Source organism: Alienimonas californiensis (assembly GCF_007743815.1).
In the GTDB taxonomy this organism is placed as follows: domain Bacteria; phylum Planctomycetota; class Planctomycetia; order Planctomycetales; family Planctomycetaceae; genus Alienimonas; species Alienimonas californiensis.
Window position 1 is genome coordinate 2540865 of the sequence record NZ_CP036265.1, and the last position, 25299, is coordinate 2566163.

24 protein-coding genes are annotated in these 25299 nt (G+C 70.2%); 2 read left to right on the plus strand and 22 right to left on the minus strand.

What is annotated here, in order from left to right; all coding sequences use genetic code 11:
• Positions 1-8: 8 nt before the first annotated feature.
• The 18 genes from CA12_RS09955 to CA12_RS10040 form a co-directional block, all read right to left on the minus strand.
• Positions 9-404, minus strand: coding sequence for a hypothetical protein (locus CA12_RS09955; RefSeq protein WP_145358805.1), 396 nt, complete (start codon positions 402-404; stop codon positions 9-11).
• Positions 405-537: 133 nt separating this feature from the next.
• Positions 538-1503 carry a glycoside hydrolase family 43 protein gene (locus CA12_RS09960; protein ID WP_165700668.1) on the minus strand — a complete coding sequence of 322 codons (966 nt, stop codon included), beginning with the start codon at positions 1501-1503 and terminating at the stop codon, positions 538-540.
• Between the two features lie 83 nt (positions 1504-1586).
• On the minus strand, positions 1587-2198 hold the full coding sequence (locus tag CA12_RS09965) for a sugar O-acetyltransferase (RefSeq protein ID WP_145358807.1): 612 nt from the start codon (positions 2196-2198) through the stop codon (positions 1587-1589).
• A 49-nt stretch (positions 2199-2247) separates the two neighbouring features.
• Positions 2248-2793, minus strand: coding sequence for a hypothetical protein (locus CA12_RS09970; RefSeq protein WP_145358808.1), 546 nt, complete (start codon positions 2791-2793; stop codon positions 2248-2250).
• 50 nt (positions 2794-2843) lie between these two features.
• On the minus strand, positions 2844-3545 hold the full coding sequence (locus CA12_RS09975) for a hypothetical protein (protein WP_145358809.1): 702 nt from the start codon (positions 3543-3545) through the stop codon (positions 2844-2846).
• 21 nt (positions 3546-3566) lie between these two features.
• Positions 3567-4388: a TPM domain-containing protein gene (locus CA12_RS09980; RefSeq protein WP_165700669.1), complete on the minus strand. Its 822-nt coding sequence runs from the start codon at positions 4386-4388 to the stop codon at positions 3567-3569.
• A gap of 36 nt (positions 4389-4424) precedes the next feature.
• Entirely contained in the window at positions 4425-5324 is a 900-nt protein-coding gene (locus CA12_RS09985) for a universal stress protein (RefSeq protein ID WP_145358811.1), read from the minus strand.
• A 93-nt stretch (positions 5325-5417) separates the two neighbouring features.
• A complete protein-coding gene (locus CA12_RS09990) occupies positions 5418-6704 on the minus strand; it encodes a replication-associated recombination protein A (protein WP_145358812.1) in 1287 nt (428 codons plus the stop codon).
• Positions 6705-6753: 49 nt separating this feature from the next.
• Positions 6754-7548, minus strand: coding sequence for a hypothetical protein (locus tag CA12_RS09995; RefSeq protein WP_145358813.1), 795 nt, complete (start codon positions 7546-7548; stop codon positions 6754-6756).
• A gap of 29 nt (positions 7549-7577) precedes the next feature.
• Entirely contained in the window at positions 7578-9446 is a 1869-nt protein-coding gene (lpdA, locus tag CA12_RS10000; protein ID WP_165700670.1) for a dihydrolipoyl dehydrogenase, read from the minus strand.
• Between the two features lie 118 nt (positions 9447-9564).
• Positions 9565-10143: a hypothetical protein gene (locus CA12_RS10005; protein WP_145358814.1), complete on the minus strand. Its 579-nt coding sequence runs from the start codon at positions 10141-10143 to the stop codon at positions 9565-9567.
• A gap of 82 nt (positions 10144-10225) precedes the next feature.
• A complete protein-coding gene (locus CA12_RS10010) occupies positions 10226-10867 on the minus strand; it encodes a DUF7002 family protein (RefSeq protein ID WP_145358815.1) in 642 nt (213 codons plus the stop codon).
• A gap of 16 nt (positions 10868-10883) precedes the next feature.
• On the minus strand, positions 10884-12236 hold the full coding sequence (locus CA12_RS10015; protein WP_145358816.1) for a 2-oxo acid dehydrogenase subunit E2: 1353 nt from the start codon (positions 12234-12236) through the stop codon (positions 10884-10886).
• Positions 12237-12320: 84 nt separating this feature from the next.
• A complete protein-coding gene (gene aceE, locus CA12_RS10020; RefSeq protein ID WP_145358817.1) occupies positions 12321-15050 on the minus strand; it encodes a pyruvate dehydrogenase (acetyl-transferring), homodimeric type in 2730 nt (909 codons plus the stop codon).
• Between the two features lie 129 nt (positions 15051-15179).
• Positions 15180-16124: a methionyl-tRNA formyltransferase gene (gene fmt, locus CA12_RS10025; RefSeq protein WP_145358818.1), complete on the minus strand. Its 945-nt coding sequence runs from the start codon at positions 16122-16124 to the stop codon at positions 15180-15182.
• A gap of 115 nt (positions 16125-16239) precedes the next feature.
• Positions 16240-16866 carry a peptide deformylase gene (def, locus tag CA12_RS10030; protein ID WP_145358819.1) on the minus strand — a complete coding sequence of 209 codons (627 nt, stop codon included), beginning with the start codon at positions 16864-16866 and terminating at the stop codon, positions 16240-16242.
• A gap of 174 nt (positions 16867-17040) precedes the next feature.
• Positions 17041-17382 (minus strand): hypothetical protein, encoded by a 342-nt coding sequence (locus CA12_RS10035; protein WP_145358820.1) that lies wholly within the window; start codon positions 17380-17382, stop codon positions 17041-17043.
• Between the two features lie 381 nt (positions 17383-17763).
• A complete protein-coding gene (locus CA12_RS10040; protein ID WP_145358821.1) occupies positions 17764-19572 on the minus strand; it encodes a carbon starvation CstA family protein in 1809 nt (602 codons plus the stop codon).
• 323 nt (positions 19573-19895) lie between these two features.
• Between CA12_RS10040 and csrA the strand changes: the two genes are divergently transcribed.
• On the plus strand, positions 19896-20081 hold the full coding sequence (gene csrA / locus CA12_RS10045; RefSeq protein ID WP_145358822.1) for a carbon storage regulator CsrA: 186 nt from the start codon (positions 19896-19898) through the stop codon (positions 20079-20081).
• A 436-nt stretch (positions 20082-20517) separates the two neighbouring features.
• Positions 20518-22629 carry a flagellin N-terminal helical domain-containing protein gene (locus CA12_RS23105; RefSeq protein WP_145358823.1) on the plus strand — a complete coding sequence of 704 codons (2112 nt, stop codon included), beginning with the start codon at positions 20518-20520 and terminating at the stop codon, positions 22627-22629.
• A gap of 128 nt (positions 22630-22757) precedes the next feature.
• Here CA12_RS23105 and CA12_RS10055 read toward each other — a convergent pair whose 3' ends face one another.
• The 4 genes from CA12_RS10055 to CA12_RS10070 form a co-directional block, all read right to left on the minus strand.
• The gene (locus tag CA12_RS10055; protein ID WP_165700671.1) at positions 22758-23618 is read right to left on the minus strand and encodes a DUF1559 domain-containing protein; all 861 of its coding nucleotides are present in this window, start codon (positions 23616-23618) and stop codon (positions 22758-22760) included.
• 172 nt (positions 23619-23790) lie between these two features.
• Entirely contained in the window at positions 23791-24192 is a 402-nt protein-coding gene (locus tag CA12_RS10060; protein WP_145358825.1) for a hypothetical protein, read from the minus strand.
• A 65-nt stretch (positions 24193-24257) separates the two neighbouring features.
• Positions 24258-24806, minus strand: coding sequence for a PulJ/GspJ family protein (locus CA12_RS10065; protein WP_145358826.1), 549 nt, complete (start codon positions 24804-24806; stop codon positions 24258-24260).
• Entirely contained in the window at positions 24803-25255 is a 453-nt protein-coding gene (locus CA12_RS10070; RefSeq protein WP_145358827.1) for a hypothetical protein, read from the minus strand. The genes CA12_RS10065 and CA12_RS10070 overlap by 4 nt, the downstream gene beginning before the upstream one ends.
• Between the last annotated feature and the right edge of the window lie 44 nt (positions 25256-25299).

The following is a 25299-nucleotide window of genomic DNA, read 5'->3' on the forward strand; positions in this document are numbered from 1 at the left end:
AGAGTTCGTCAGTCCCGCTTCTCGACGGGCGGCAGAACTTCGTACCACTCCGGATAGAGGCCCTCGTTCCGGCCGTCCTTGCCGACGATCCACACCCGCAGGCGGAAGCCGGCCGGTTTGTAGCCCGCGTGCCCGCCGGCCCCGGTCGTCGGGACCGGCCCCATCCGATTCTCGAAGGTGGAGAGGTAAAGGAACCGGCCGGGGACGAGGTCGCGACCGCGTTCCACTTCCTCGACCTCCAGCAGCGTGACCCGTCGCACGTTTTGCGTGCCGGCGCCGGAGGTGAAGACGTCGCGGACCGTGCCGACGGCGACGATCGACACTTCGGAACGCGGCATCCCGGGGCGTTCGACGTTCGGCGCGATCGGCAACAGCAGGGCGGAGAGGAGCAGCGGGGCGGTCATTGGAGGGATTTCCCGGTGAGGAGCAGCGGTCGGCGCCGTGCAGCGGGCGACGCTCAGAGCGCCCGCCGCCGGTCGGTCGGAGCGTTGGAATTCTCCCGCCCCCGCGGGGCTCGCTCGGCGTCAACCGCGGGGTTCACTCAGCGTCGACCGCGGGGGCGGGTTGGGGCGTGCCCCGGGTGGCCCGGCCATGCAGGACGCCGTCGTCGTCGAACCACAGCGGGTCGAGACAGAGGAAGCGGTTCCACTGCCGCGTCCCGTCTTTCTGCTGATGATAAACGTGCCACAGCTCCCCGGCGGCGTCCCGCACCACGGAGCCGTGCCCCGGGCCGTACACGCCGTCGCCGCGGGAAATGATGGGGTTCCCTTCGTACTTTTTAAACGGCCCGGTCGGGCTGTCCGAGGTCGCATAGCCGACGGCGTAGTTCAAGGTGGCCGCCCCCGTGCCGGAATAGATCAGATAATACGTCCCGTCGCGCTTGAGCATCACGGGGCCTTCGTTGACGACGCCGCTTTTGGTTTCCCACGGCTCGGTCGGTTCCAGCAGCAGCGTGGATTCTCCGAGCTTTTCGGTGGGCGAGGCCATCGGCTGCACGCGGATGCGCAGCCTGAACGGGTCGGCGCCGCGCACGTCTTCAACGTAGTACAGGTAGTACCGGCCGTCGTCGTCGCGGAACATCTCCGCGTCGATCGCCCGCTCGAACAGGTCGGCCTTTTTCTTGAACGGGCCGAGGGGGCCGTCGCCGACGGCGACGCCGACCGTGAAGTCCCAGGTGTAATACAGATAGAACTTGCCGTCGGTCGGATCGCGGAAGACGTCCGGGGCCCACAGGCGCCGCGCCCCGTCCGGTTCGAAGACTTTCGGCCCCTTCATCCAACGGACCAGGTCGGTGGAGGTGTAAACGTCGTAACTCCGGCCGTCGTCGGTCGGGTACAGGTAATACGTGCCCTCGTGCTGAATCACGTCCGGATCGGCCGGGCCGATGGCCGGGATGATCGGATTCGTATAGGTCGGCTGCTCGGCCGCGTCCGCCTCCTGAGCGGACGCCGAATCGGGACGAGGACCGAGCAGCGTCGCCAACGCGATTGCGGCGGTCAGCAAGGGGCGAATTCCGATCGGCATAACGATGTGAGAACGGGGACGGCGATTTCCTCCAGGCGCCTGCAAGTCTAGCGATTGCGGCGTCACGCCCACCCCCCCTCCGCCGAGCCGCCCGCGTTCGATTCGCCGGGGGCCGGCCGGAGCACGCGGCAGGGATTGCCGGCGGCGATCACCCCGGCTGGAACGTCCCGCGTCACCACGCTGCCGGCGCCGATCACGGCCCGGTCCCCGATCGTCACCCCGGGGCAGAGGATCGCCCCGCCGCCGATCCACACGTCGTCGCCGATCGTCACCGGCGCCGCCGACTCCCACCCCTCCGACCGCGTTTTCACGTCCAGCGGATGCGTCGCCGCGTAGATCTGCACCCCCGGGCCCAGCAGCACGCGATCGCCGATCGTGACCGCGGCGCAGTCCAGAATCACGCAGCCGAAGTTGGCGTAGAACCGTTCGCCGACCGTGACGTGGGCGCCGTAGTCGCAGCGAAAGGGCGGCGTGACCTCCGCCCCCGGCCCCAGCGAGCCGAACAGGTCGGCCAGGATCGCCGTCCGTCCTGAGGCGTCCGCCGGATCGGTCGCGGCGTGGGCGGCGCACAGCCGCGTCGCCCGTTGCCGGAGCGCGACCAGTTCCGCGTCGTTCGCCAGGTACAGTTCGCCGGCGAGCATTCGCTGCCGCATGGAGCGGGGAGCATCGGACATTGTCAGTCTCGGAAAGCCGTCGGCCAGGGAAGCACGTCGCGGCTGCTCCTCACAGCGGTCCGAGGAACGGCAGCAGGACGAGGGCCACGATTGCCAGCATGATCCCCGCGGTGAGGGCCTTGCCGATCGGGGTGTCGAAGAATGATTCGACTCCCGCCTCCCAAGAGCGTCCCGTTTCAAACTCGAACCGATAGTTCCCGTCCTGCACCGCGGCGACGGTCGGTTGAGCGGTCGCGAGCGTGTCCGAGAGGATCGCGTCTCGTTCGCGAAGATCCACGGCGACCACCTCCGCCAATGCGACCGGGGGCGCCGCCTCCCATCGCAGCCCGTCGACGGCCGAACGGTCCGGCTTCACCCCCAACGACCGATGCTCGAACAGCCTGCGACCTCGCAACACGATTTCGTAGTCCGGCAGTGCCTCCGTCTGCCGCACAAGGGGGAGGGCGTGGTCGCGCGGTTCCTGCGCCGCATCGAGGGCGGTCACGGTCACGGCCGTCAACGCCGTGCTGCGGACGAACGCCAGGGCCACGCAGACGACGATCCCGCTCGCAATTAGTAGGCACAAGCTCCACGCCGCCGCGCGGAGGGGCGGCATGGCGGAACGACGTCTGGACGGCTCGACGGAGGGAGGCGGGGTGTCGTCGCTCATCGCCCCGGCTCCTCAAGCAACACCAGCGCGTCGGAGAGTTCGTCCCGATCGTCGGCCGTCCGCGGCAGGACCGCGGCGAGGCGGGCGGCGGCGGCGGCGATCGCGGCGCACAGGGCGTCCGCCGGGTCTCCGCCCGCTGACCCCTCGCCCCGCAGGCCGGCGGTCAGCGTGGCGCAGACCTCGCAGGTGAAGCCCTCGCCCAGTGCCTCCACCACGGCCCGGTCCGCCAGCACGGCGGCCCTGTGTTCGTAGAGGGAGACGTACAGCAGCACGCCGGTCGCCCCGGCGGTGTGGTGCACACGGCGGTCGAAGAAGGCTCGGCGGGCGGCGGCGTCCACCTCCTCGGCCGCCTGATCGGCCGGGACGAACGGCCGCCGCAACCCGCCGAGGCGCCCCGCCAGCCACGCCCCGAGGCTGAAGGCGAGGAGGATCGCCGCCAGCAGCGCCAGCGCCCCGAGCCACGCCGGCGAGGCGTCCCACTCCCCCGGCCCCGCCGCGTGCGGCCAGAGCAGCCAGACGGCGAGCGCCGCGGCGCAGGCCAGCCACAGGCCGACCACGTCCTCGGCCCGGTCGTAGCGGCCGGAGGCGGTCGCCACCACCGGGACCAACTCGCAACTGGTCGACTTCTCCGCCGCGGCGACCGCAGCCCGCACCCGTTCCCGGGCGGCGGCGTCAAAGAGATCAGCGGCGCGTTTCATCAGGTCATCCGGGGAAAAACGTCACCACGAACCGCTCGCTCCGCCGCCGCCGGAGAACCCCCCGCCGAACGACCCGCCGCTGAACCCGCCGCCGCTGCTTGAACTGCTGTTCGTCGCGGCCTGGTACAGGAACCAGCCGATGCCCGCGAACACGACCGCCCAGAGGGCCCACGCCCAGCCGCTCGACCCGCTGCGGATCAGCGACAGCGCCGTGAAGACACCCAGCCCGGCCGCCGCCGCCGCCAGAGCCCAGACCCACCAGGGCGTCGGCTGAGCCGGCAGTTCGAGTTTCCGAGCCATCGCGTCCAGGGCTTCGACGCCCTGCTCGATCCCTTCCGCGTAGCGTTCGCGGCGGAAGTTGGGGACGAGGTACTCGTCCATGATTCGCTGGGCCGTCGCGTCCTCCCGATAGCCCCAGCCGGCGCCCAGTTCAATGCGGGCGGCCCGATCGCCGGGGGAGACGAGCAGCAGGATGCCGGTGTTCCACTCCTGGCCGTTGATCTCCGCCTGCCCCACGCCCCAGCGGTTGAACAACTCCCGGGCGAAGCGATCGACCGCCACGCCGCCCGACCCGCTCCCGCCCGCCTCGTCCACGGACGGCACGGTCACGACCACGATCGGCGTCGCGGTGTCCGTGAGCAGCTTGTCGGTCCGCTCGTGAATGCGGGCCTCGGTCTCCTCGTCCAGCAGATTGGCCGTGTCGAGGATGAACTCCCGCGGGCCGGGCGGCTCCAGTCGGTCCTGCCGGGCCCACGCCGTGGACGGCCCCCAAACCGTCGCGGCGAACGCAGCGAACAGCGTTCCCCAAAGGATGCGGACGGCAGGTGCGGAGCGGGTCGACATGGGCGCAAGCAGCATACCGCCGGGCCGGCGAGGGCGTCAGCCGGCGGCGTCGCGGCAGATCCAGACGGAACTGGCGCTGTGCCGCAGCACGTAGCGGGACGTACTGCCGAGCAGGAACTTCATCGCGGCGCTGCCGCCGTGATCGCCGACGGCGACGAAATCCGCCTTATGGACTCGCGCCCGGCGGCAGAGCGTCTCCCCCACGTGGGCCGCGGTTTGCAGGTCGGTCGTCACCTCCAGCCCCGCGGCCTCGAAGGGGGCGGCGGCCTCGGCCAGGCGGCGTTCGCTGGAGACCCGCAGCTCGTCCCACAGCGTCGGCAGCGTGTTCGTGAAGTCCGGCACGAAGGTGTCGAAGGTCTGCATCACCGAGACCAGCGCCGCCGTCGTGCCCGCCGGCCACCGCAGCGCCGCCAGGCACGCCGCGGCCCGGGCGGAGGCGGGGGTCTCGTCGACGGCAATCAGCAGCCGCGGCGGGCGGCCCTCGTCCGGCCAACCCGTCGGTCGCACCACCAGGCAGGAACTGCCGACCGAGCCGGCGACGCGGTCGGAGACTGACCCCAACAGCAGGCGCTCCAGCGCCGACTGCCCCACCGCCCCCAGCACGACGAGATCCGCGTGCGCCTCCGCGGCCGCCGCGACGATCGTGTCGGCCGGTTTGCCACGGCGAATCTCCGACGAAACCGTCAGGCCCGCAGCTTCCAGCGGCCCGGCCTCCGCGGCCTGGGCCTCCTCCGCCGCGGACTGCATCCGTGCGATCGCCGCGTCGGGGATCGGCCTTGGGCCGGTGCCGGTGGAGACCGTCGGCACCGCCAGCGCGTGCAGCAGCGTGACCTCCGGCGGGGACGGGAACGGCAACGCGGCCAGCGTCCGACCGGCGGCGTGCGATTCGTCGGAGTGATCGGTGGCCAGCAGGACGCGGCGGGGGGCGGCGCTCATCGGAGAGGTCTCGGCTTGAGGCGAACGCCGCACAGCGTACCCCCCCGCCCCCCCGCCCGCCGCCTGCGCCGGGCTCACCCCTCCGTCGGTCGGTCAGCGATCGGGCCGATCCGCCCCGCGGCCGGTCGGTTCGTAAAAGGTCCGCGGCTCCGGCAGGTAGTCCTGCTCGATGCGCCCGCCGGGATAATTGTGCGGATAGAGATATCGTCCCTTCGCCGGCTCCTGCCGACTGCCGCCGCTGCGCGGGTCCTTGAGGTGCGGCGGCACGGGCAGGATCCGCTTGGTGCGAACCTCCTCCAGCGCCGCGTCGATGGCCTTATAGGAGGCGTTCGACTTCGGCGCCGTGGCGACGTACACCGCCGCCTGGGCCAGCGGGATGCGGCCCTCCGGCATCCCCACAAACTCCAAGGCCGCCGCAGCGCTCTGGGCCAGAACGAGCGCCTGCGGGTCGGCGTTCCCCACGTCCTCCGCGGCGCAAATCACGATGCGGCGGGCCAGAAACCGCGGGTCCTCTCCGGCGTTCAGCATCCGGGCCAGCCAATAAATGGTGGCGTCCGGGTCGGAGCCCCGCATGCTTTTAATGAACGCGGAAATGACGTCGTAGTGCTCGTCCCCCGCGGCGTCGTGGTGCAGGCTTTTCCGCTGCACGCTCTCCTCGGCGTCCGCCAGCGTGACCGTCGCCCGGCCCGGTTCGTCGGGAGCCCGGACGCTGCGGACGGCGACCTCCAGCCCCGTCAGCGCCCGGCGGGCGTCGCCCTCGCAGATCTCCGCCAGAAACCGCAGCGCCGCCGGTTCGACCGTCACCCCGGCGTCCGCCAGACCGCGGTCCCGGTCGCGCAACGCCCGCTCCAGAACCGCGACGATTTCGTCGTTCGTCAGCGGTTTTAACTCGAAGATCGTCGACCGACTCAGCAACGGCCCGACGAGGGCGAAATACGGGTTCGCCGTCGTCGCCCCCACCAGCGTCACCCGGCCGGCCTCCACGTCCGGCAACAACACGTCCTGCTGGGAGCGGCTGAAGCGGTGAATCTCGTCGAGGAACAGCACCGTGCGGGCGCCCACCGCGGACAGGCGATCCGCGGCGGAGTTCAAGACCGCCCGGACCTCCTTTACCCCGATCGCCGCCGCGTTCAGGCTTTCGAAATGCGCCTTGGAATGCTTGGCGATCAACCGGGCCAGCGTCGTCTTGCCGGTGCCCGGCGGGCCGAACAGGATCACGCTGCCGACCCGGTCCGCCGCGAGCATCCGCCGCAGCAGTTTGCCCTCGCCCAGCAGGTGCGATTGCCCGGCGAACTCCTCCAGCGTGCGCGGCCGCATCCGGGCCGCGAGCGGCTGGGCGGCGTCCGCACGAGCGGCTTCGGCGGCGGCGAACAATGACATGCGGGCAGTATAGCGGTCCCCGACGCGGTTCCGGCGCTGCGGCGACGGTTTATGTCGCCGGTTCCAGCGCCTCGCGGTACTTCCGGGGCGTCGCCGCGAACGCAGCGGCGTAGCTGTCGGCGAGGGGTAGTTCGACGTATCGGGTCCGCGAGAGGAACAGCGGCATCACCGGCGGGGCAGCCCCGACCCGCAACGGTTCCACGAAGCTGGTCGTCGCCGATTCCGCCGCCCGGTACGACGCACAGGTGAGCGGTTCGCCGTCCGGCGGCCGGTACTCGACGCCGAACCGCTCCGCGACAGCCCCGTGCATCCCTGTCGGGAGCAGCGGATTGGACGGGAACAGGTCGATCATCAGGACGTGAACGCCGGCCAGGATCGCCGCTTCGACCTTGTTGCAGAACGCCGTTGCCTTCGCCCGCCCGTCCCGATTGCCGGGAGAGACCAGTTCGATCAGCGCCACAATCCGGTCGGCGGAACCGTACCGAACCGCGATCCGGCGGGCTCCGGGCGGCGAAGGAGTGAGCGGAGCGGTCAATCGGACGCGCGGGGCAGCGTCCGCCAGCAGGACCCCGCCGTCCGCCGCTTCGTCGCTCTCGTGCAGGGCGAGCAGATCCGCCTCGAACCGCCGCGGCTCCGTCGACGGACCCCCGGTCGTTCCCCGGTCGCCTGCCGCTCCCTCCTCCACGGTAAATCCGCCCTGCGGCTCCGCGAGGGCGTAGTACGGGGCCGGGAGGACGCCTCCGTTCAATTCCTTATTAATCTCCGCGATCCACTGGAGGTGGAAGCTGTGCCAGATTCCCGCATCCACGCGGGTCCAATCATGGATCGTCGCGGCGTTCGACATGCGGGCAGCATACCGCGCCCGTGGTTCCGTCACCGCTTCTTCTTGAAGTAGTGGGTCGCCTGGCCGAACACCGCTTCGCCGCCCTCCATCAGCGTTTCGGAGAGCGTCGGGTGGGCGTGGATCGTCTCGGCGAGGTCGGCGGCGACGGCGCCCATCTCCACGGCGAGCGTGCCCTCGGCGATCAATTCGCCGGCGTTGGCGCCGACGATGCCCACGCCGAGGATGCGGCCGCTTTCGGGATCGCAGATCAGCTTCGTCAGGCCGTCGGTGCGGTCGATCGTTTGGGCCCGGCCGCTGGCGCCCCAGGGGAAGCGGGCGACCGTCACCTTCACGCCGTCGCGCTGGGCCTCCGATTCGGTCAGGCCGACCCAGGCCAGTTCGGGGTCGGTGAAGACGACGGCGGGGACGCCGCGGTTGTCGAATACCGCGTCCTCGCCGGCGATCGTTTCAACGGCGATCTTGGCTTCGCGGGTCGCCTTGTGGGCCAGCATCGGCTCCCCGGCGACGTCGCCGATGGCGAGAATATTCGGGTCGGCGGTCTCCATGCGGCGGTTGACGACGACGAAGCCGCGGTCGTCGACCTCGGCCTTCGTCGTCTCCACGCCGCAGGTCTTGCCGTTGGGGCGACGGCCGATCGCGATCAGCACGCGGTCGAAGCTCTCCGTACGGCTGCCGCCCTCGATCTGTTCGCCGGAGAGCGTCGCTTTGATGCCGCCGTCGGTCGCTTCGAGGGACTCCACCTTCGTGTTCAGCAGCACGCGGTCGAACGCCTGCTCAATGCGGGTTTGCAGCGGTTTGACGAGGTCGCGGTCCGCCCCGGGCAGCAGGCCGTCGGTCATTTCGACCACGGTCACCTTCGAGCCGAGAGCCGCGTAAACGCTGCCCATTTCCAGCCCGATATAGCCGCCGCCGACGACCAGCAACTTCTCCGGCACGTCCTTCAATTCGAGGGCGCCGGTGCTGTTCATCACCCGATCGTCGCCGATGTCGAAAATCTTCGGCACCGCCGGCTGACTCCCGACGGCGACGATGCAGCGGGCGAAGTGCAGTTCCCGCTCCTTGCCGTCCGGCCCCTTGACCGTGAGGCTGTTCGACCCGGTCAGCGTGCCGCGGCCCTCGATCATCTCCACGCCGCGGCCCTTGCCCAATTGGGAGACGCCGCCGGTGAGTTTATTGACGACGCCCGATTTAAAGTCCCGCAGCTTGGCGAGGTCGATCGTCGGCTTCTCGAAATGAATGCCCCACTGCTCGGCCTCTTCCGCCTCGTGCAGCAATTTGGCGACGTGCAGGAGGGTCTTGGAGGGGATGCAGCCGACCCGCAGGCAGACGCCGCCGAACTTGGGGTTCTCGTCGATCAGGGCGACCTTCATGCCGCGGTCGGCAGCCTCGAAGGCGGCGGGGTAGCCCCCGGGGCCGCCGCCGAGCACGACCACGTCGTAGGCGCCCTCGGGCAGCTCGTTTTTCGGGGTGGGGGCGCCCTCGGGCCGCACGTCGTCGAAGGGGTCGGCGGCGGTGTCGTAGTCGCCGGTGCGGGCTTTGTCGCCGTCGCCGGGCGCCGCGGCCTCGGCCGGCGTGTTGGCGGCGGTCGGCTGCTCGGCCTTCTGCGGGGCCGCAGCGGCGTCCGGGGTCGCGTCGCCGCCCCCGTCCCCCTTCGAGACGCCGGACGGCTCGACGGTCATCAGCGGGGCGCCAATCTTCACCGTGTCGCCGGGGGCGACGTGCACTTTCGTCACCTTGCCGGCGAAGGGAATCTCGACCGGGGCGACGGCCTTCTCCGTTTCCACCTCCACGACGACCTGATTTTCCTCGACCGTATCCCCTTCGGCGACGAGGACTTCGGACACGTCGGCCTCGGTGACGCCCTCGGAGACTTCGGGGAGGACAAAATCGCGGGCCATCGGGGCGGGGTCGGTCGAGCGGGGCGAGGCGGGAGGAACCGGGATACTACGGCGGCACGCCCGGCGTCCCAACCGCAGCGGACCCGTGCGGCGCCCCGGCGCCGTGCCGGTCGAGCGGTTAGCGGAACGCCGCTTTGACCTGCGGATCGAACAGCACGATCAACACCCAGATCCCGATCGGGAATCCGATCAGGGCCGTGAAGTTGCAGCAGGGCACCATCGCCGCGAGCGTTCCGGTCAGTGCCCAGCCCCAGGACTGCACGTTGAGCATCTGATAGCCGCCCATCAGGATCAGACCGGTGAGCGTGAGGGTGGCGAGGGGAAACCCGATCGCCCCGATGTAGAAACCGGCCTTCCGACCCGCGGCTTCGGCGGGGGCCAACCCCGGCTCGGGCGGCGGCGGGCCGTTCAGGGCGGCGACGCCGGTCAGCGCCGAATAGCCGAGCGAACTCAGCAACGAGAGCCCGCCGACGACCAAAAGGGCGATGGCCGGCGACTTCACCCGATCGGCCGCCCGGCCCCGCCCGCCGCTGCCGGAGCGTCGCGGTCGCTCCAGCGCCGTGCCCCCGCCGACGTCGTCCCCGTCCGATTCGAACACCTCGCCGCAGACGCCGCACTTGGCCCGGCCGGTCGAGCGGGACAGCTTGAAGTGGCTTCGGGAACTGCCGCACATCGGGCAGGCGTCGGGAATGGACATCGAGAGCTTTCGGGGGAACGACGGACCCCGCGACGATACCCCCGGCGGGCTTGGCAATCAGCCGAACGCCGACTCCGGACGCTCAGCCGAACAGCGGTTCCCAGTCACTCTCGCTGCGAACGGCCGTGGATGTCGGCAGGGCGACGGGACCTCTGTCGAAGGCGAGTTCCTGAACGCGGCCGGGGGTGAAGTCGCACTCGTTCGCCGGGCGAAAGGTCGAGTCGCCCCGCGGCGAGCCGCCGGACGGTTGTGCCCGCGGGCCGCCGCTGTTGTACCGGCAGAACAGCGGCATGAGCGAGGGATTCGCGGCGAGCGCGTCGGCGAACGGGACTCGCAGTAGAACCGGGGCTGGGCCACCCCCGGCGGCCTGTCTGTCGTACTTTTCGCCGTGTGCCTTCGCATATCCCCGCGGACCGTGTTCGTCGCCGGGCCAGAGGAACACCAGCGTATCCAACCGCCGTAGCCAACGGGCCGCGTCCCAGCCCTCTTCCCATGCGATCGCCCCGAGGGCGAGCGGCTTCTGGTCGGTCAGATACAGCATCCGGCCGTCACGAGTCACTTCCTCCATCGCTCGTCGCGGCCGGAGTTGGCCTGCCGGCCCGCCGCGGACATCGTCCGCACACCGCAGCGCCCCGTCCCGCCGGATCGCCGGAAGGTTCGGAGCGTGCGACCGGTGATAGAGAAACGGCCGAAGCCGTTCGTAAGTCGAGAGATCGAACGCCACGTCTTAGGCCGGTCGTTCAGGCGTTGACCAGCAGCGCCATGAAGTCGCTGAGGGCGATGTTCAGGCTGCGAATGAACCGGGCGCCGTCGGCACCGTTGATCACGCGGTGGTCGTAGCTCAGGGAGAGCGGGACCATCAGCTTCTGGACCGGCTTGCCGGAGGCGTCCAGCTCCACCACGTTTTTGCCGCGGGAGACGCCGAGGATCGCGACCTCCGGGTGGTTGACGATCGGGGTGAAGTGCCCGCCGCCGATGCCGCCGAGGTTGCTGATCGTGAAGGTGCCGCCGCGCATCTCCTCCAGACCCAATTTGCGATCGCGGGCGCGGCCGGCGATCTCCGTGAGGTCGGCGGCGATCTCCAGGATGGACTTCTGATCGACGTCCCGGATCACCGGGACGACCAGACCGGCGTCGGTGTCCACCGCGATGCCGATGTTGATGTACTCTTTATAAATGATCTCGCCGCTGCCGAGGTCCAGCGAGGAATTGAAGATCGGGTGCTCCTTCAACACCCCGGCGACGGCCTTGGCGAGGATGGCCGTCATCGTGACCTTCGGGCCGTTCTTGCCGGCGCCGGCGCCGTAGGCCTTGCGGGCGGCTTCGAGGGCGGTGATGTCCGCTTCGTCGTGCTGGGTGACGTGCGGGATCGAGTGCCAGGCGTAGGAGAGGTGGGCCGCGGCCGTCTTGGCGATCTTGTTCATCCGCTCCCGCCGGATCACGCCGTACTGGCTGAAGTCCGGCAGGTCCGGGGCGGTCATCGCGCCGGCGCCGGCGGCGGGGATCAGGGCGGAATCGACGCCGCCGCGATCGGAGGCGATCAAACGGTTCGCGCCGCCGGCCTTGGCGCCGCCCTCGGCGTGGGCCTTCACGTCCTCGGCGAGAATCCGCCCGCCGCGGGCGCTGCCGGAGACGTCGTACAGGTTCACGCCCAATTCACGGGCCAGCCGCCGCACGCTGGGGGCGGCGGGGGCCGGCGGGCGATCGCCGTCCGGCGCCGTGGAGACCGTCGCTGCGGGCTTCGCCGGGGCCGCAGACTTGGCCGGGGCGGCCTCCGCGGATGCCTGCTTCGCCGCGGGCTGTTTCGCCGCAGGGGCGTCGGACTTGGGCTCTGCCGCCGGGGCGGCGGCGCCCTCGCCCTGCTCGACGTTCAGCAGCGGGGCGCCGATCTTTACGGTGTCGCCCTCGCTGACGAGGATCTCCGTAATTGTGCCGGCGAAGGGGATCTCGACGGCGGCGACGGCCTTTTCCGTCTCCACCTCCATCACCAACTGACCCTTCTCCACCTTGTCGCCGACGGCGACGAGGATCTCGGAAATGTCCGCCGCCTCGACCCCTTCGGAGACTTCGGGCAGATTAAATGCGGTCGCCATGCGGGACGGGGGAGCTATCTGTGGACGTAAAGCCGAGGCCCCGCGGGGCCTCGGCGTTGCGGGGGAGTGATGAATCGGGGGGCGTCAGGCGCCCATCGGGTCGACCTTGTCCGGGTCGATGCCGAGATCCTTGAGCACGCCGGGCAGCTTCTTCGCGTCGAAGTCGCCGTCGGCGGCGAGGGCCGACAGGGCGGCGTAGGCGACGCACTCCGCGTCGATCTCAAAGTGCCGACGCAGGGCCGAGCGGGTCTCGCTGCGGCCGAAGCCGTCGGTGCCGAGGGCGACGTAGCGGCCGGGCACCCACTCGCGGATCTGGTCCTGCACCAACCGCACATTGTCGCTGCTGGCGACGAACGGCCCGCCGTCGGTCGGCAGGACCTGCTCGAGGTAGCTCTGCTGCGGCGTCTCGCCGGGGTGCAGGCGGTTCTGCCGGGTGACGGCGCGGGCTTCACGGGCCAGTTCGCTGTAGCTGGTCACGCTCCAGACGTCGCTGCCGACGCCGTAGTTCTCCGACAGAATCGCCTGCGCCCGCAGCACGTACGGCAGGATCGGCCCGCTGCCGAACAGCTGCACGCGACCGTTCTTGCCGTCGACGGATTTGACCTTGTAGAGGCCGCGGAGGACGCCCTCCTCGCAGCCTTCCGGCTTGGCGGGGTGGCTGTAGCTGTCGTCGTTATAGACGGACAGATAGTAGAAGCAGTCCTCGCCCTCCGCGTACATCCGGCGGAGGCCGTCCTGCACGATAATGGCGAGTTCGTAGTTATACGCCGGATCGTAGGCCCGCAGGTTGGGCACGGTGGAGGCCATCAGCGGGGAGTGGCCGTCCTGGTGCTGGAGGCCCTCGCCGTTGAGGCTGGTCCGTCCGCTGGTCCCGCCGCACAGGAAGCCTTTGGCGCGGCTGTCGCCGGCCAGCCAGATCAGGTCGCCGACCCGCTGGAAGCCGAACATGCTGTAATAGACATAGAACGGGATCATCGGCACGCCGACGTTGGCGTACGCGGTGCCCGCGGCGACGAAGCTGCTCATGGCGCCGGCTTCGTTGATGCCCTCCTCCAGCATCTGGCCGTTCTTCGACTCCTTGTAATACATGGAGACCTTACGGTCGACCGGCTCGTACAGCTGACCCTTGGGGGAGTAGATGCCGATCTGCGCGAACAGCCCCTCGAACCCGAAGGTGCGGGCTTCGTCCGGAATAATGGGGACGATGCGCTCGCCGAGGGCTTTATCCTTCAGCAGCGTCCTCTGGAGTAACTGACCGAGGACGAAGGTCGTGCTGACGGTTTTGTCGCCGGTGCCGTCGAAATAGGCCTTGAACTTCTCCAGGCCGGGGACGTTGAGCTTTTCGTGCTCCGCGAGGCGGCGGGGCATGGAGCCGCCGAGCTTCTCCCGGTGCTCCGTGAGGTATTTCATCTCCGGCGAGTCGGCGTCCGGTTTATAGAACGGGGCCGTTTCGCACTCTTTGTCGCTGACGGGCACGCGGAAGCGGTCGCGGAACGCCTTGAGCTGCTCCGTGGTCATCTTCTTGGCGTTGTGGGCGACCATCTTGCCCTCGCCGGCCTCGCCCAGGCCGTAGCCCTTGATGGTCTGAGCCAGCACGACGGTCGGCCGACCGTTCCGCTCGGTGGCGGTTTGATAGGCGGCGTAGACCTTCTTCGGATCGTGGCCGCCGCGGCGGAGGCGTTCGATCTCCTCGTCCTTCATATCGGCGACGAGGGCCTGCAGGTCCGGGTCGGGGCCGAAGAACTCCTTGCGGACCACGGCGCCGGGAGCCGTGGAGAGGCGCTGGAACTCGCCGTCGACGGTGCCCTCCAGCTTGGCCACCAACTTGCCGGTCTTGTCCTTGGCGATCAGTTCGTCCCAGCCGGTGCCCCACAGGCACTTCACGACGTTCCAGCCGGCGCCGCGGAAGATGCCTTCCAGTTCCTGCACGATCTTGCCGTTGCCGCGAACCGGGCCGTCGAGGCGTTGCAGATTGCAGTTCACGACCCAGACGACGTTGTCCAGCCCCTCGCGGACCGGCAGCGTGAGGGCGCCGAGGGATTCCGGCTCGTCCATTTCCCCGTCGCCGAGGAACGCCCAGACGGTCGATTTATCGTTTTGCAGCAGGCCGCGGTTCCCCAGGTACCGCAGGAATCGGGCGTGATACAGGCTGGTGATCGGTCCCAGGCCCATCGAGACCGTGGGGAACTGCCAGAAGTCCGGCATCAGCCACGGGTGCGGATAGCTGGACAGGCCGGTGCCGCGGGGCAGTTCCTGACGGAAGTTGTCGAGGTGCGATTCGTCGAACCGGCCTTCCAGGAAGGCCCGCGAGTACATCCCCGGGGCGGCGTGGCCCTGGAAATAGATGAAGTCCCCGGGGTGATCCTTGGTCCGTGCGTGGAAGAAGTGGTTGAAGCCGACTTCGTACAGCGTGCAGGAGGACGCGTAGGTCGAGATGTGCCCGCCGACGCCGGTGTCGCCCTTATTGGCCCGCACGACCATCGCCGCGGCGTTCCAGCGGATCAGGCTACGGATCGTGCGTTCGAGCTCCTCGTCGCCGGGGTAGTCCGGCTGGCGCTCCGGGGAGATCGTGTTGACGTAGGGGGTGGTCGGGTCGAACGGCAGTTCGACGCCGTGCTTCCGGGCGTAGTCGTCCAGACGGCGGAGCAACCGCGTCGCCTCGGTGGAGCCGTGCCGGTGCAGCACGTCCTCGAGGGACTCGAACCAGTCCCGCAGTTCGGCGTCGTCCAGGCTTTGCTCTCCGGCTTGACCGTTGCGGGAATGCGGCGCGTGGTTGGCGCGGGCTTCGGGCGTGGCGAGGGAGCCGGAGGCCATCGGGGTCGTTTCGCAGCGGGGACGGGGGCGCAAACCGTAACCGACAGACCCCGCGTTCGGATTGGAACGCGCGCAGGGCGGCCGGTCGCGCAGTGTAGTGGGGCGGCGCGGGGCGGCCAAGCTGAGCCGCTAACTGACGAACCGCCCGGCGCCGCGGCCGCGGAGGAACTCGGCGCCGCTCATCGAGCGTTTGCCCGCGGGCTTGATGGAACGCACCCGCACGGCGCCGGAGCCGCAGGCTACCACCAGATCGCCGCCGCGGTCGGAGGCCTCGCCGGGGCGACTGCCGTCGCCGGGCACGGTGTCCACCGATTCGAACACGCAGCGGGCCGGTTTGCCGCCCTTCGTCTGCAATCCGCCGGGCTCGAAGATCGAGAACGCCCCCGGCCAGGGGCTCATCCCGCGGACGTGCCGGCTGACGGCGCCGGCGGAGCGGGTCCAGTCGATCTGCCCCTCCGCCTTCTCCATCTGCGGGGCGTAGGTGGCGAGGTCGTGATCCTGTCGCACCGGCACCGCGGTGCCCCTCTCCAGGGCGTCCAGCACTTCCAGCGTGAGCGGCGCCGCGAGGCGGGCGAGGCGGTCGTGCAGCTCCCCGGCGGTTTCGAACCGGCCGATCGCCGTGGCCTCCGCCCCCAACACGGGGCCGGCGTCCAGTTCGCGGACGATCTGGAAAATCGTGACGCCTGTCTCCTCTTCTCCCCCCCGGATTGCGGCGTGGATCGGGGCGGCGCCGCGGAACTTCGGCAGCAGCGAGGCGTGCAGGTTGAACGCCCCCTTCGGCGGGATCGCCAGCAGCTTTTCGCTGAGGATCTGCCCGTAGGCGGCGACGACGTACGCATCCGCCTTGAACTCCCGCAGGCGCTCGAGGCTGTCGGCGACGTTGACCCGCGGCGGCTGAAAGACCGGCAGGTTGAACTTCTCCGCGGCGGCCTTCATCGGCGGGACGGAGGTGTGCTTCCCCGTCCCCCCGCGGTCCGGCTGAGTGACGAGGCCGACGAGCTTGTGCCGCGACTTGGCGATCGCCCGCAACGCGGGCTCGCCGAAGGCGCCGGTGCCGAGAAAAAGAACGCGCATGGGGTCGACAGGGTGAGCCCGGAGCGCAAGCTCCGGAAGTGCGGAGTCGTTTCGGAGGGCCCGCGTCGGCAGGGCCGACGGCCGGAGCTTGCGCTCCGGGCTCACGCGCGACCGTTTACAGCTTGAACGCCTCGAACTCTTTGAGCAGAGCCCGGTTCGACGGGATCTCGCCGTTTTTCTGGGCCTTGGTCCAGGCGTGCTCGAAGTCCGCCAGTTTGGGGGCGGCCTTGGCTTTTTCGGCGGGGGTCATGCGGTCGGGGAACATCACCCCGTCCAAATGGTCGAACTCGTGCAGGACCACCCGGGCGGGCAGGTCCTCCAGATCCATGGCGAACAATTTGCCGTTCAGGTCGAACGCCTCCACGACGATCCGCTGGGCGCGACGGACGTCGCCGAAAAGTTGGGGCAGGCTCAGGCAGCCTTCCTCGGCCGTCTCGCTGCCGGTGCGGCGGACGATCTCGGGGTTGATGAAGACCTGTTCCTGGTCCTTTTCCTCCGCGTCGCCGGTCGGGTTGGCGACGAACAGCCGCCACGGCCGGGCCACCTGGGTGGCCGCCAGACCGATGCCCTCGTGGGCGTACATCAGCTCGAACATCTCCGAAACGTGGCGCCGCAGGGCGGCGTTGATCTCGGTGACGGGTTGCGCTTTGCGCCGCAACGCAGGATGCGGGTGCGGCACGATCTTCAGGGCGTCCGCGGCGGACGAGACCGAAACAGTGTCAGGTGCGGTCGTCGCGGACATCAGGCAGGAGATCGAGGTGCGAAAACGGGTTCGCATCCTACGCCCGCTTCGCCGTCGCCGACAGGCGGCGGGACCGCCGAGGGGCGGCAGGACCGCCGAGGGGCGATCCAATCGCCGGATCGGGGTGCGATCTCGGCGACGGCGAGGCGGGGCGGTCCCCCGGCCGGGGCCGACTCAGTAGGTCGGCACGCAGTTGACGGGGGCGGCGGCGGTCTGCGTCGGGGCGACGTAGTAGGCCTGCGGGGCGGCGGCGGTCTGGTAGTAGACCGGGGCGGAGGCGGTGGGGCCCATCGGGGCGGCCATCGCGCCCTGCGGGTAGATCGGGGCGCCGTAGCCGGAGCCGTAGCCGGGGCTGCACTGGCCGCTCTCGCAGCCGCCGCCCGGGGCGCCGTAGTAGCTGCCGTACCCGCCGCCGGCGCCGCAGCAGCACCCGGTGGACAGGGCGAGAACGCCGGCGCCGGCCAGGGCCGGGGCGACGCGCTTCAGGGAACGAGCCAGAGTCGTGAACCGGGCCATGGGAGCAGTCCTTGCGTGGTCCGGCCGCCACCGGCCCCGGGGGGGAACCGACGAAGTCCGGTGAGAAACGGAAATGGGTTGTGCCGAGGGAAAGCGGGCGACGACCGATTCGGGCGGGCGGGTCGGGGGTGACGAGCCGCGTCGAACCGTGTTGGAGAGTGACGTCGCCGTGCGGGCGGGGGTGTAGTGCTTCGCAGCCGAAGCCCCAAGAGGGACTTGAAGGAATTTTTGCAACCGGGTGCAAAATCCTTCCGAACGATCCTTCGCGCGCCCTGTTTCTTGGCTCGCCCTGCTTCGCCGTCGCCGCCAGGCGGCGCGAGAGCTCAGAAACACGCGCCGCCTAACGGCGACGGCGAATTGGGGGCGCTCAGGCGGGATGCCTCAGGCGGCGGTGGCGCTGGGGGCCACTTCGGCCCGGGGGACGCGCGGCCACATCCGCACGGCTTCGATCAGCACCCAGCCTTCCAGCAGCAACACGGCCACGCCCATCGCGGTCAGCAGCCAGTTTTCCTGAGCGATCCAGCCGGTCTCCGGGGCGAAGACCTGCACCGCCATCGCCCAGGCCGGCACCGCGACCATCAGCAGCGCCGCGGGCACGAGCCACAGCACCGGCTTGCGGCGACGGTGCAGGTAGAAGGCGATCACCAGGAACGCCAGCCCGGCCAGCAGTTGGTTCGTCGCCCCGAACAGCGGCCACAGGATCAGGCCGCCGGTGCCGTAGCCCAGACCCGGCGCCCGGATCAGGGCGATGGCCCCGCCGGCCAGCACCGCGATCAGCGTCGCCGGGTGACGGCCGGTGAAGACGCTGAAGATCGGGGCCTTCTCCGCCAGTCCGCCGGCCAGTTCCTGCACGACGTAGCGCTGCAAGCGGGTGGCGCTGTCCAGCGTGGTGGCCGCGAAGCCGGCGACGGTGGTGGCGATCAGGCCCACCCCGAACCAGGCCGGGATGCCGATCTCCTGTAAAAAGTTCGCCCCGCCGGCGACGAACGCCCCGATCATCTGGGGCAGCCGGAAGCTCGCCCAGCTCCCGCCGGGCACGTAGGTGGCTTCCCACGCCGCCCGGCCGGAGGCGAACGCCTCGCCCGTCGGCCCGACCGCGTTCATCCCCAGCCCCGCGGTGCAGGCCAGGATCACCAGCACCGCCAGGAACGCCTCGCACAGCATTGCCCCGTAGCCGACCGGGCGGGCGTCCAGTTCGCTCTTCACCTGCTTGCTGCTGGTCCCGCTCGCCACGAGGCAGTGGAACCCGCTGCACGCCCCGCAGGCGACGGTGACGAACAGGAACGGCAGGATTGCGGGGGCGTCGAACGGGCGGGCCTCCGCGGTGACGATCATCGGGGCGCTGTCCAGGCTGGCGTCGCCCGTGACGCCCGCAACCCCGGCGCCGACGACCAGCGCCGCCATCGTCAGGAACAGCAGGCCGCTGTTGAGCAGGTCGCGCGGTTGGAGCAGCAGACCCACCGGCATCACGCTCGCCGCGTAGCAGTACGCCAGCAACAGCACGGTCCAGACGACCACCGGGTTCCAGGAGTCCAGCCCCATCGCCGGCAGGATCTCGGCGAGGTCCACCGGGAGATAGGTCGCCCCCAGCCAGACGCAGCCCAGCAGGATCGCCAATCCGCCGACGACCGGCACGGTCAGGCTCCCGCCGCTTTTCAGGGAGCGTCCCAGCAGGATCGCCAGCGGCATCGCCGCCCACACCGGCAGCACGCTTTCCGGGTACAGACCGAACACGCTGGCGATCACCAGGCCGAACACGCCCAGCACGACGGTCAGGGCCAGCCAGAGCACCGACAGGAACAGCCACCGCGCCCGCGGGGAGATCAGCCGACCGGCCGCCTCGCCCACCGTGGCCCCGCCGTTCTTCAAGCTGACCACCAGACTGCCGAAGTCGTGCACCGCCCCGACCAGCACGCTGCCCACCAGCACCCAGACCAGCGCCGGCAGCCAGCCCCAGAACACCGCCACCGCCGGCCCCACGATCGGCCCGGTGCCGGCGATGCTGGTGAAGTGGTGGGCGAACACGACCCAGCGGCGGGTCGGCACGAAGTCCTGCCCGTCCTCCTTGGCGATGCTGGGCACCACGGCGTTGGCGTCCACGCCGAACACGTGGCTCAGCCAGCGCCCCAGCACGACGTACGCCAGCCCCAAGCCCGCCGCGGACCCCAACAGCACCACGAGGACGGACATCGGCGGGGACCTGACTCGGCAAAGAACACGGGGCGAACGCAGGCAGCGTGAACGCCCTCCCCCCCGGACGCAACCGCGGCGGCCCGCCCCCCGACGGCGCGCCCGCACGCCGGCGCCCGCACGACCGGCCGAGCCGTCGCCGCCGATCGACTCGGCAGGATCGGCGGGTTGGGTTGTTGTGGGAAGATATTCCGGCACATGGCATCCCCCCAGGTTGCCCGAACTGCCGAAATCATTTCGGCGGACAGGTTCGCCTGACCGCCCAACTCGCCCGGAGGAGCCGGGCGAGGTTCATACAGCCCCGCCCACCGTAAGGAGACGCCATGTTGGTTTTAAGCCGTCAGAAGGAACAGACGATCGTCATCGGGGACAACATCCGGATCACGATCGTGGAAGTGAAAGGCGACAAAGTTCGCCTGGGCATCGACGCCCCGCGGGACGTGACGGTGCACCGGGAAGAGGTGTTCCTCGCCCTGGCCGCCGGCGAACCCGCCCGCCGGGCCGCCTGACCGATTTGCCGAAGCGGTCCGCCGATGCGGGCCGCTTTATGGCATTGAGGGCGGCGGTCGCTCCCGGGTTCGACGACGACGTCGACCCGCGTTACGCCCCCGAGGAGCCCGCCGAGGCCGGGGGGACCCCGAAGCGGGTCCGCAACGTGCCCGCAGGACCCGCACGGCCGGCGCCAAATACGCGATCACGTCGGTTCGCGAGGGATTTCCGCCGTTGCATCCGAGGCGGTCGCTGATCCGGACCGATGGTTTGTCCGGGCCCGTCAGGATGACCTCGCCCCACCCGTAAGCCGGCACGACGCCGCGCGTCGCGGGTCCCCGCTCCGCCGGGGCGTTCCCCCTCACCGTCGGCCGTGTCGTCTCCCCCCGGGGAGCGACCGCCGATGCCGCTCCCCGGCGGCTCCCCTCCCAAACTCGTTGAAGGAACCCGGGACCCATGACCCGTATCAATACCAACGTCGCTTCGCTGCGCGGCCAACGCTCGATGGCGAAGAGCGACAAAATGCTGGCGTCCGCGATGACGCGGTTGTCGACCGGCGTCAAAATCAACAACGGCAAGGACGATCCTTCCGGCCTGATCGCCGGCGAGACGCTGGGGTCGCAGATTTCGACGATCGAGAAGTCGATCTCGAACTCCAACCGGGCCAACAACGTTCTCACCACCGCCGACGGCGCGCTGGGCGAGATCGGCGGCCTGCTCAACCAGGTCCGCGGCCTGGTTCAGGAAGGCCTGAACGACGGCGCCCTCTCCCAGGAAGAGCGCGACGCCAACCAGCTGCAGATCGACAACGCCCTCACGGCGATCAACCGGATCTCGTCCAACACGAGCTTCGCCGGCGACAAACTGCTGGACGGGTCGAAGGCCTTCACGACCACCATCAGCTCCGCCGACAACGCGAAGCTCAGCAGCTACTCCATCAACCAGGCGTTGCTGGGCAGCGCCTCCAAGCTCGACCTCGACGCGACCATCGACAGCGCCGCCGAGCAGGCGTCGCTGGTGTACTCCGGCGGGGACTTCACCTCCGCCGCCACGCTGGAGATCGGCGGCCGCAACGGCACCGAGGTGGTGCAGTTGGGCGACAGCGCCTCCATGGAGGACGTCACCACCGCCGTCAACGCCCTCACCGACGCCACCGGCGTGTCCGCCCGCGTCCTGGACGGCACGGTCGCGTCCGGCAACCAGGTCATCGCCGTCAATAGCCAGGACGTCGAGTTCGCGCTGACCGAAGCCGGCCGCAAGCTGGTCGACGGCGGCGGCCTGTCGATCGAGATCGTGGCCCCCTCCGCGGATACCACGGAGTCCATCGAGCTGATCGACAACGAGGACGGCACCTTCACCGCCAAGATGACGCTGGGCTACGGCTCCGGCGCCATCACCTCGGACATCGACGCCATCGTCACCGCCTTCGACGGTCTGACCAACAGCGACGGCGACACCCTGTTCGACGTCGCCGCCGCCGCCGACGCCGTCGGCGCCACCCTGGGCACCGCCCTGGCCGAGACCGATCTCGATAAGGGTGCCCTCCGGATCGACGACGTCCGCGGCCCGAACAACCGGGGCGGCGTCTCCCTCGCGTTCACCGCCACCGGCACCAGCCAGGCGCTGGGGATCTCCGTCAGCGGCGACGACATCACGATCCAGCTCGCCACCGACGCCAACGACGTCGTCACCAGCACGCTGGAGGACATCAAGGACCTGCTGGACTCCAGCGGCCTGACCCTCTCCGACGGCACCAGCATCGCCGAAGCCCTCAACATTGAGATCGACGGCGACAAGGACCTCCTCGCCAACGGGCTGAGCGCCTCCGAGCTGGACACGACGAACGGCACCTCGCTGGTGCTGGAAAGCGAAGCCTACGGCTCCGACGAGTTCGTCTCCGTCAACGTGCTGAACGGCACCTTCGGGACGACCGGCATCGGCGACTTCTCCACGGAGCTGCGGCGGGACAGCGGCGAGGACATCGTCGCCTCCATCAACGGCCAGAAGGCCGTCGGCCGCGGCCTGACCGCGTCGATCAACACCGCGAATCTGACCGCCTCGGTCACCTTCGACTCCGCCAGCAACTCCAAGGACGAGAGCGTCGCGATCGACGTGACCGGCGGCGGCGCCGTGTTCCAGATCGGCCAGGACGTGACCATCTCCGGTCAGGTCGGCATCGGCATCGACGCCGTCAACACCGCCCGCCTGGGCGGCACCGCCGGCAAGCTGTTCGAACTGACCAGCGGCGGCGGGAAGAGCCTGTCCGACGTCGCCAGCGGCAACGCCAGCGGCGCCGACCTCGTCAATATCCTCGACGGGGCCATCAACGAGGTCTCCAGCCTCCGCGGTCGGATCGGCGCTGTTCAGAAGAACGTGATCGACACCAACATCAACACGTTGGGCGTCGCCCTGGAGAACATCTCCGAGGCCCGCAGCCAGATCATGGATACCGACTTCGCCGTCGAATCGGCCAACCTGCAGAAGGCTCAGATCCTCGGCCAGGCCGCCACCTCGGTCCTCTCCATCGCCAACCAGAGCCCGCAGCGGGCCCTGTCGCTGCTCGGCTAATCCCGAGATCGGTTGGGGGGGTCAGGTTGAAAGTTCCAGGTTAAAGGTCGACGGCCCGGGCGTTCCCCAACGCCCGGGCCGTTCGCTGCGCCCCCTGCAACCTTCGCCCCCTTCAACCTGCAAGCTTTTCAGTACCCCGGCGGCAGCAGTTCGCCGTCGTCGCGGTCGCCCAGGCGGCTCCAGGTTTGGGCGTCGATCGTTTCGGCGAAGAACCGCACCGCCCCGTCGCACAGCGCCGCCTGCACGCCGCCGATGTGGGAGGAGGAGAACCCGCGGACCTCCAACGCCGTGGCCTCCGCGGCGGCTTCCGCATCCACGGCGTTCTCGTCGGCGTTCACCGTGGCGACTTCGTCGATCCATTCGGGGTTCGAGTTCGGCGCGACGCCGGCTTGGGCCAGCGTGGCCGCCGTGCCGCTCGCCCAACTCAGCGTCCCCAACCCCGCTGCGGCTCCCTCGCCCTCACCGATCAGCAGCGTATGGTGGGCGCCGTCGGTGATCTCCGAGTACGTGATCGCGCTGTTCAGGAACAGGACCCCGCCGTTGTCGACGTCGATCGGTTCGTCCTCCCCGCCGATGCACCCCGCGTAATCGCTGCCCGCCCAACGGCTGGGCGACGACGGGCAGGCGATTCCCGCCGGCCGGGCCTGGCGGGCGTCGTCGTTCGCCTCGGCGTAGACGCTGCGGCCGAAGTCCAGGTGGGCGTACAGCGGGCGTTCGTCCAACTGCGGCAGGATCTGGGTGAGCCAATTCATGTGGTAGGGCATGGGCTCCAGCGCCCGGTAATCCTCCACCGTGGGCAGCGTGCGGATCGGCCCCTCCGCCGCGATCGTCCCCGGCGGGAAATGCCCCGCGGAGACCTCGTAGTTCTGCAGGGCCAGCGCCAACTGCATGAGATTGTTGGCACAGGCCGCCCGCCGTGCCGTCTCCCGGCTTTGCTGAACCGCCGGCAGGAGCAGCGAAATTAAAATCGCGATAATCGCGATGACCACTAGCAATTCGATGAGCGTAAACCCCGACCGAACGGTCTTTATACCAGCCCGACGCGCAAGCGTCGGCCGTGCGTGATCCCTCGCAGGAACGCGGGTCGACCCCGGCCGCTGAGCCGACGGCCGACGCTTACGCGTCGGGCTGGTATGGCTCGTCCGGCTCTGAAACAGCGTATTAGAAGGCATCGTTGGACCGGGGAGCGGGTTTCGGGGCGAGCAACGGGATGGGGTTCGTCGCGGGGGACCGAGGGGCGTCGCCGACGCGCACCACCCGCCGCGCCCGGGCGGCGACGCCGTGCCGCTCGATCCGGGCCTCCACGGTCGGGGCGTCGCCGTCAGGCGCCGCGGGGGCAAAGGTCACGGCGGCGGTTCCGTCCGGCAGGGTCGGCGACCAGGGCTCGGTGGCCTTGGCGTCGCGGTCGGCCTGTAGGGCGGCGAGGCGGGCGCCGGCGTCGACCAGCAGGGCCGCCTGCACGGCCGCTTCGTTCGGTTCCAGCGCACGCCGAGACACCGCCGCCGTTTTCGCCGCCGCCAGCAGCAACCCGGTCGCGATCGCCAGCAGCACGATCGCCACCATCAGCGAGACCCCCCGGCGCGGTCTTCCTGCCGGATGCGTACGGCCGGCAGGGAACTGCGAACCCGTCATTCCGTGCCCTCCCCCGTCGTGTCGGCGCCCATCGAGTCAGGGCCGGTGGGCAGCCAGGCGGCGAGTTCCACCGCGGCTCCGTCCGCCCGTTCATCGGCCCCGCCTGCGGCGTCGTAGCCGACGGCGACCCGCACGCCCCCCGGCCGGTTCTCCGCGGACCATTCGAACCCGGCCCCGCCGACGGGGAACCGATCCCGCCCGGTCCGCGGGCCGGTCACGGTGCGGCGGACGGCGGGGCCGTCCGCCTCGTAGCGGATCGCGGCCCCGTCGTCGGCTGTGAAGGTCAGGCCGGCGTCGTCGGCGGTCGCGGAGCGGGCGTCGGCGGCGTCCTCCCGCAGCGTGCGGTGCAGCCGGGACAGCGCCGCCCCCGATTCCGCGGCGGTCTGGGCGGTGACCGTCACCCGCCGCACCGTGACGATCGTCGTCGCCCCCAGCGAGATCAGCGCCGTCGTCCCGGTGATCACCACCAACAGCTCGATCAGCGTGTACCCGGCCCGGCGGCGGAGCCTGCAGGGGGACGGGCGAGGGGAGGAAACAGGCGTCATTCGTTCGTCTCCCCGTCGGCGGCGTCGGTCGGTGGGGCGTCGGTCGGTTCGGCCTCGAACGCCCAGGCGCTCAGCCGCACCGGCCGGGCGGCGGCGCCGGCGGCGGTCGTCCAGGCGAGGGCCCCGTCCAGCCGCACGGCTTCCAGGCCCTCCGGGCCGCCGTTGGCGGCGTCGAGGGGCACGGCGACGACGCTCACCGTCGCCCCCGGCAGCGACGCGGCGAACGGTTCCCGCAGCGCCGCGAGGTCCGGCGGCAGCGGACCGCCGTCCGCGTTCGTCATCAACTCCTCGAGCGGTCGCCGGGAGAGGTCCGTCAGCAGGTTCGACAGCTCCGCGACCGCTCGGCGGCGGCGGTCCGCCTCCGTCCGCACCACGTCCACCCGCCGGGCCGTCGGCAACAGCATCGTCGTCACGGTGAGCAGGACCGCCACCGCCACGACCAGTTCCATCACCGACGAGCCCCGCCGCGGCCGGCGCCGGGGAGGCGCGGCCG

What these genes read in the sequence shown, in the direction of transcription:
- CA12_RS09955 (WP_145358805.1), bottom strand. Translation starts at nt 404, where the DNA reads ATGACCGCCCCGCTGCTCCTCTCCGCCCTGCTGTTGCCGATCGCGCCG.
- CA12_RS09995 (WP_145358813.1), bottom strand. Translation starts at nt 7,548, where the DNA reads ATGTCGAACGCCGCGACGATCCATGATTGGACCCGCGTGGATGCGGGA.
- lpdA (WP_165700670.1), bottom strand. Translation starts at nt 9,446, where the DNA reads ATGGCCCGCGATTTTGTCCTCCCCGAAGTCTCCGAGGGCGTCACCGAG.
- CA12_RS09985 (WP_145358811.1), bottom strand. Translation starts at nt 5,324, where the DNA reads ATGAGCGCCGCCCCCCGCCGCGTCCTGCTGGCCACCGATCACTCCGAC.
- CA12_RS09965 (WP_145358807.1), bottom strand. Translation starts at nt 2,198, where the DNA reads ATGTCCGATGCTCCCCGCTCCATGCGGCAGCGAATGCTCGCCGGCGAA.
- CA12_RS23105 (WP_145358823.1), top strand. Translation starts at nt 20,518, where the DNA reads ATGACCCGTATCAATACCAACGTCGCTTCGCTGCGCGGCCAACGCTCG.
- CA12_RS09980 (WP_165700669.1), bottom strand. Translation starts at nt 4,388, where the DNA reads ATGTCGACCCGCTCCGCACCTGCCGTCCGCATCCTTTGGGGAACGCTG.
- CA12_RS10070 (WP_145358827.1), bottom strand. Translation starts at nt 25,255, where the DNA reads ATGGAACTGGTCGTGGCGGTGGCGGTCCTGCTCACCGTGACGACGATG.
- def (WP_145358819.1), bottom strand. Translation starts at nt 16,866, where the DNA reads ATGTCCGCGACGACCGCACCTGACACTGTTTCGGTCTCGTCCGCCGCG.
- CA12_RS10015 (WP_145358816.1), bottom strand. Translation starts at nt 12,236, where the DNA reads ATGGCGACCGCATTTAATCTGCCCGAAGTCTCCGAAGGGGTCGAGGCG.
- CA12_RS10065 (WP_145358826.1), bottom strand. Translation starts at nt 24,806, where the DNA reads ATGACGCCTGTTTCCTCCCCTCGCCCGTCCCCCTGCAGGCTCCGCCGC.
- CA12_RS09970 (WP_145358808.1), bottom strand. Translation starts at nt 2,793, where the DNA reads ATGCCGCCCCTCCGCGCGGCGGCGTGGAGCTTGTGCCTACTAATTGCG.
- CA12_RS10005 (WP_145358814.1), bottom strand. Translation starts at nt 10,143, where the DNA reads ATGTCCATTCCCGACGCCTGCCCGATGTGCGGCAGTTCCCGAAGCCAC.
- CA12_RS10060 (WP_145358825.1), bottom strand. Translation starts at nt 24,192, where the DNA reads ATGGTGGCGATCGTGCTGCTGGCGATCGCGACCGGGTTGCTGCTGGCG.
- fmt (WP_145358818.1), bottom strand. Translation starts at nt 16,124, where the DNA reads ATGCGCGTTCTTTTTCTCGGCACCGGCGCCTTCGGCGAGCCCGCGTTG.
- CA12_RS10035 (WP_145358820.1), bottom strand. Translation starts at nt 17,382, where the DNA reads ATGGCCCGGTTCACGACTCTGGCTCGTTCCCTGAAGCGCGTCGCCCCG.
- CA12_RS09975 (WP_145358809.1), bottom strand. Translation starts at nt 3,545, where the DNA reads ATGAAACGCGCCGCTGATCTCTTTGACGCCGCCGCCCGGGAACGGGTG.
- aceE (WP_145358817.1), bottom strand. Translation starts at nt 15,050, where the DNA reads ATGGCCTCCGGCTCCCTCGCCACGCCCGAAGCCCGCGCCAACCACGCG.
- csrA (WP_145358822.1), top strand. Translation starts at nt 19,896, where the DNA reads ATGTTGGTTTTAAGCCGTCAGAAGGAACAGACGATCGTCATCGGGGAC.
- CA12_RS09990 (WP_145358812.1), bottom strand. Translation starts at nt 6,704, where the DNA reads ATGTCATTGTTCGCCGCCGCCGAAGCCGCTCGTGCGGACGCCGCCCAG.
- CA12_RS10040 (WP_145358821.1), bottom strand. Translation starts at nt 19,572, where the DNA reads ATGTCCGTCCTCGTGGTGCTGTTGGGGTCCGCGGCGGGCTTGGGGCTG.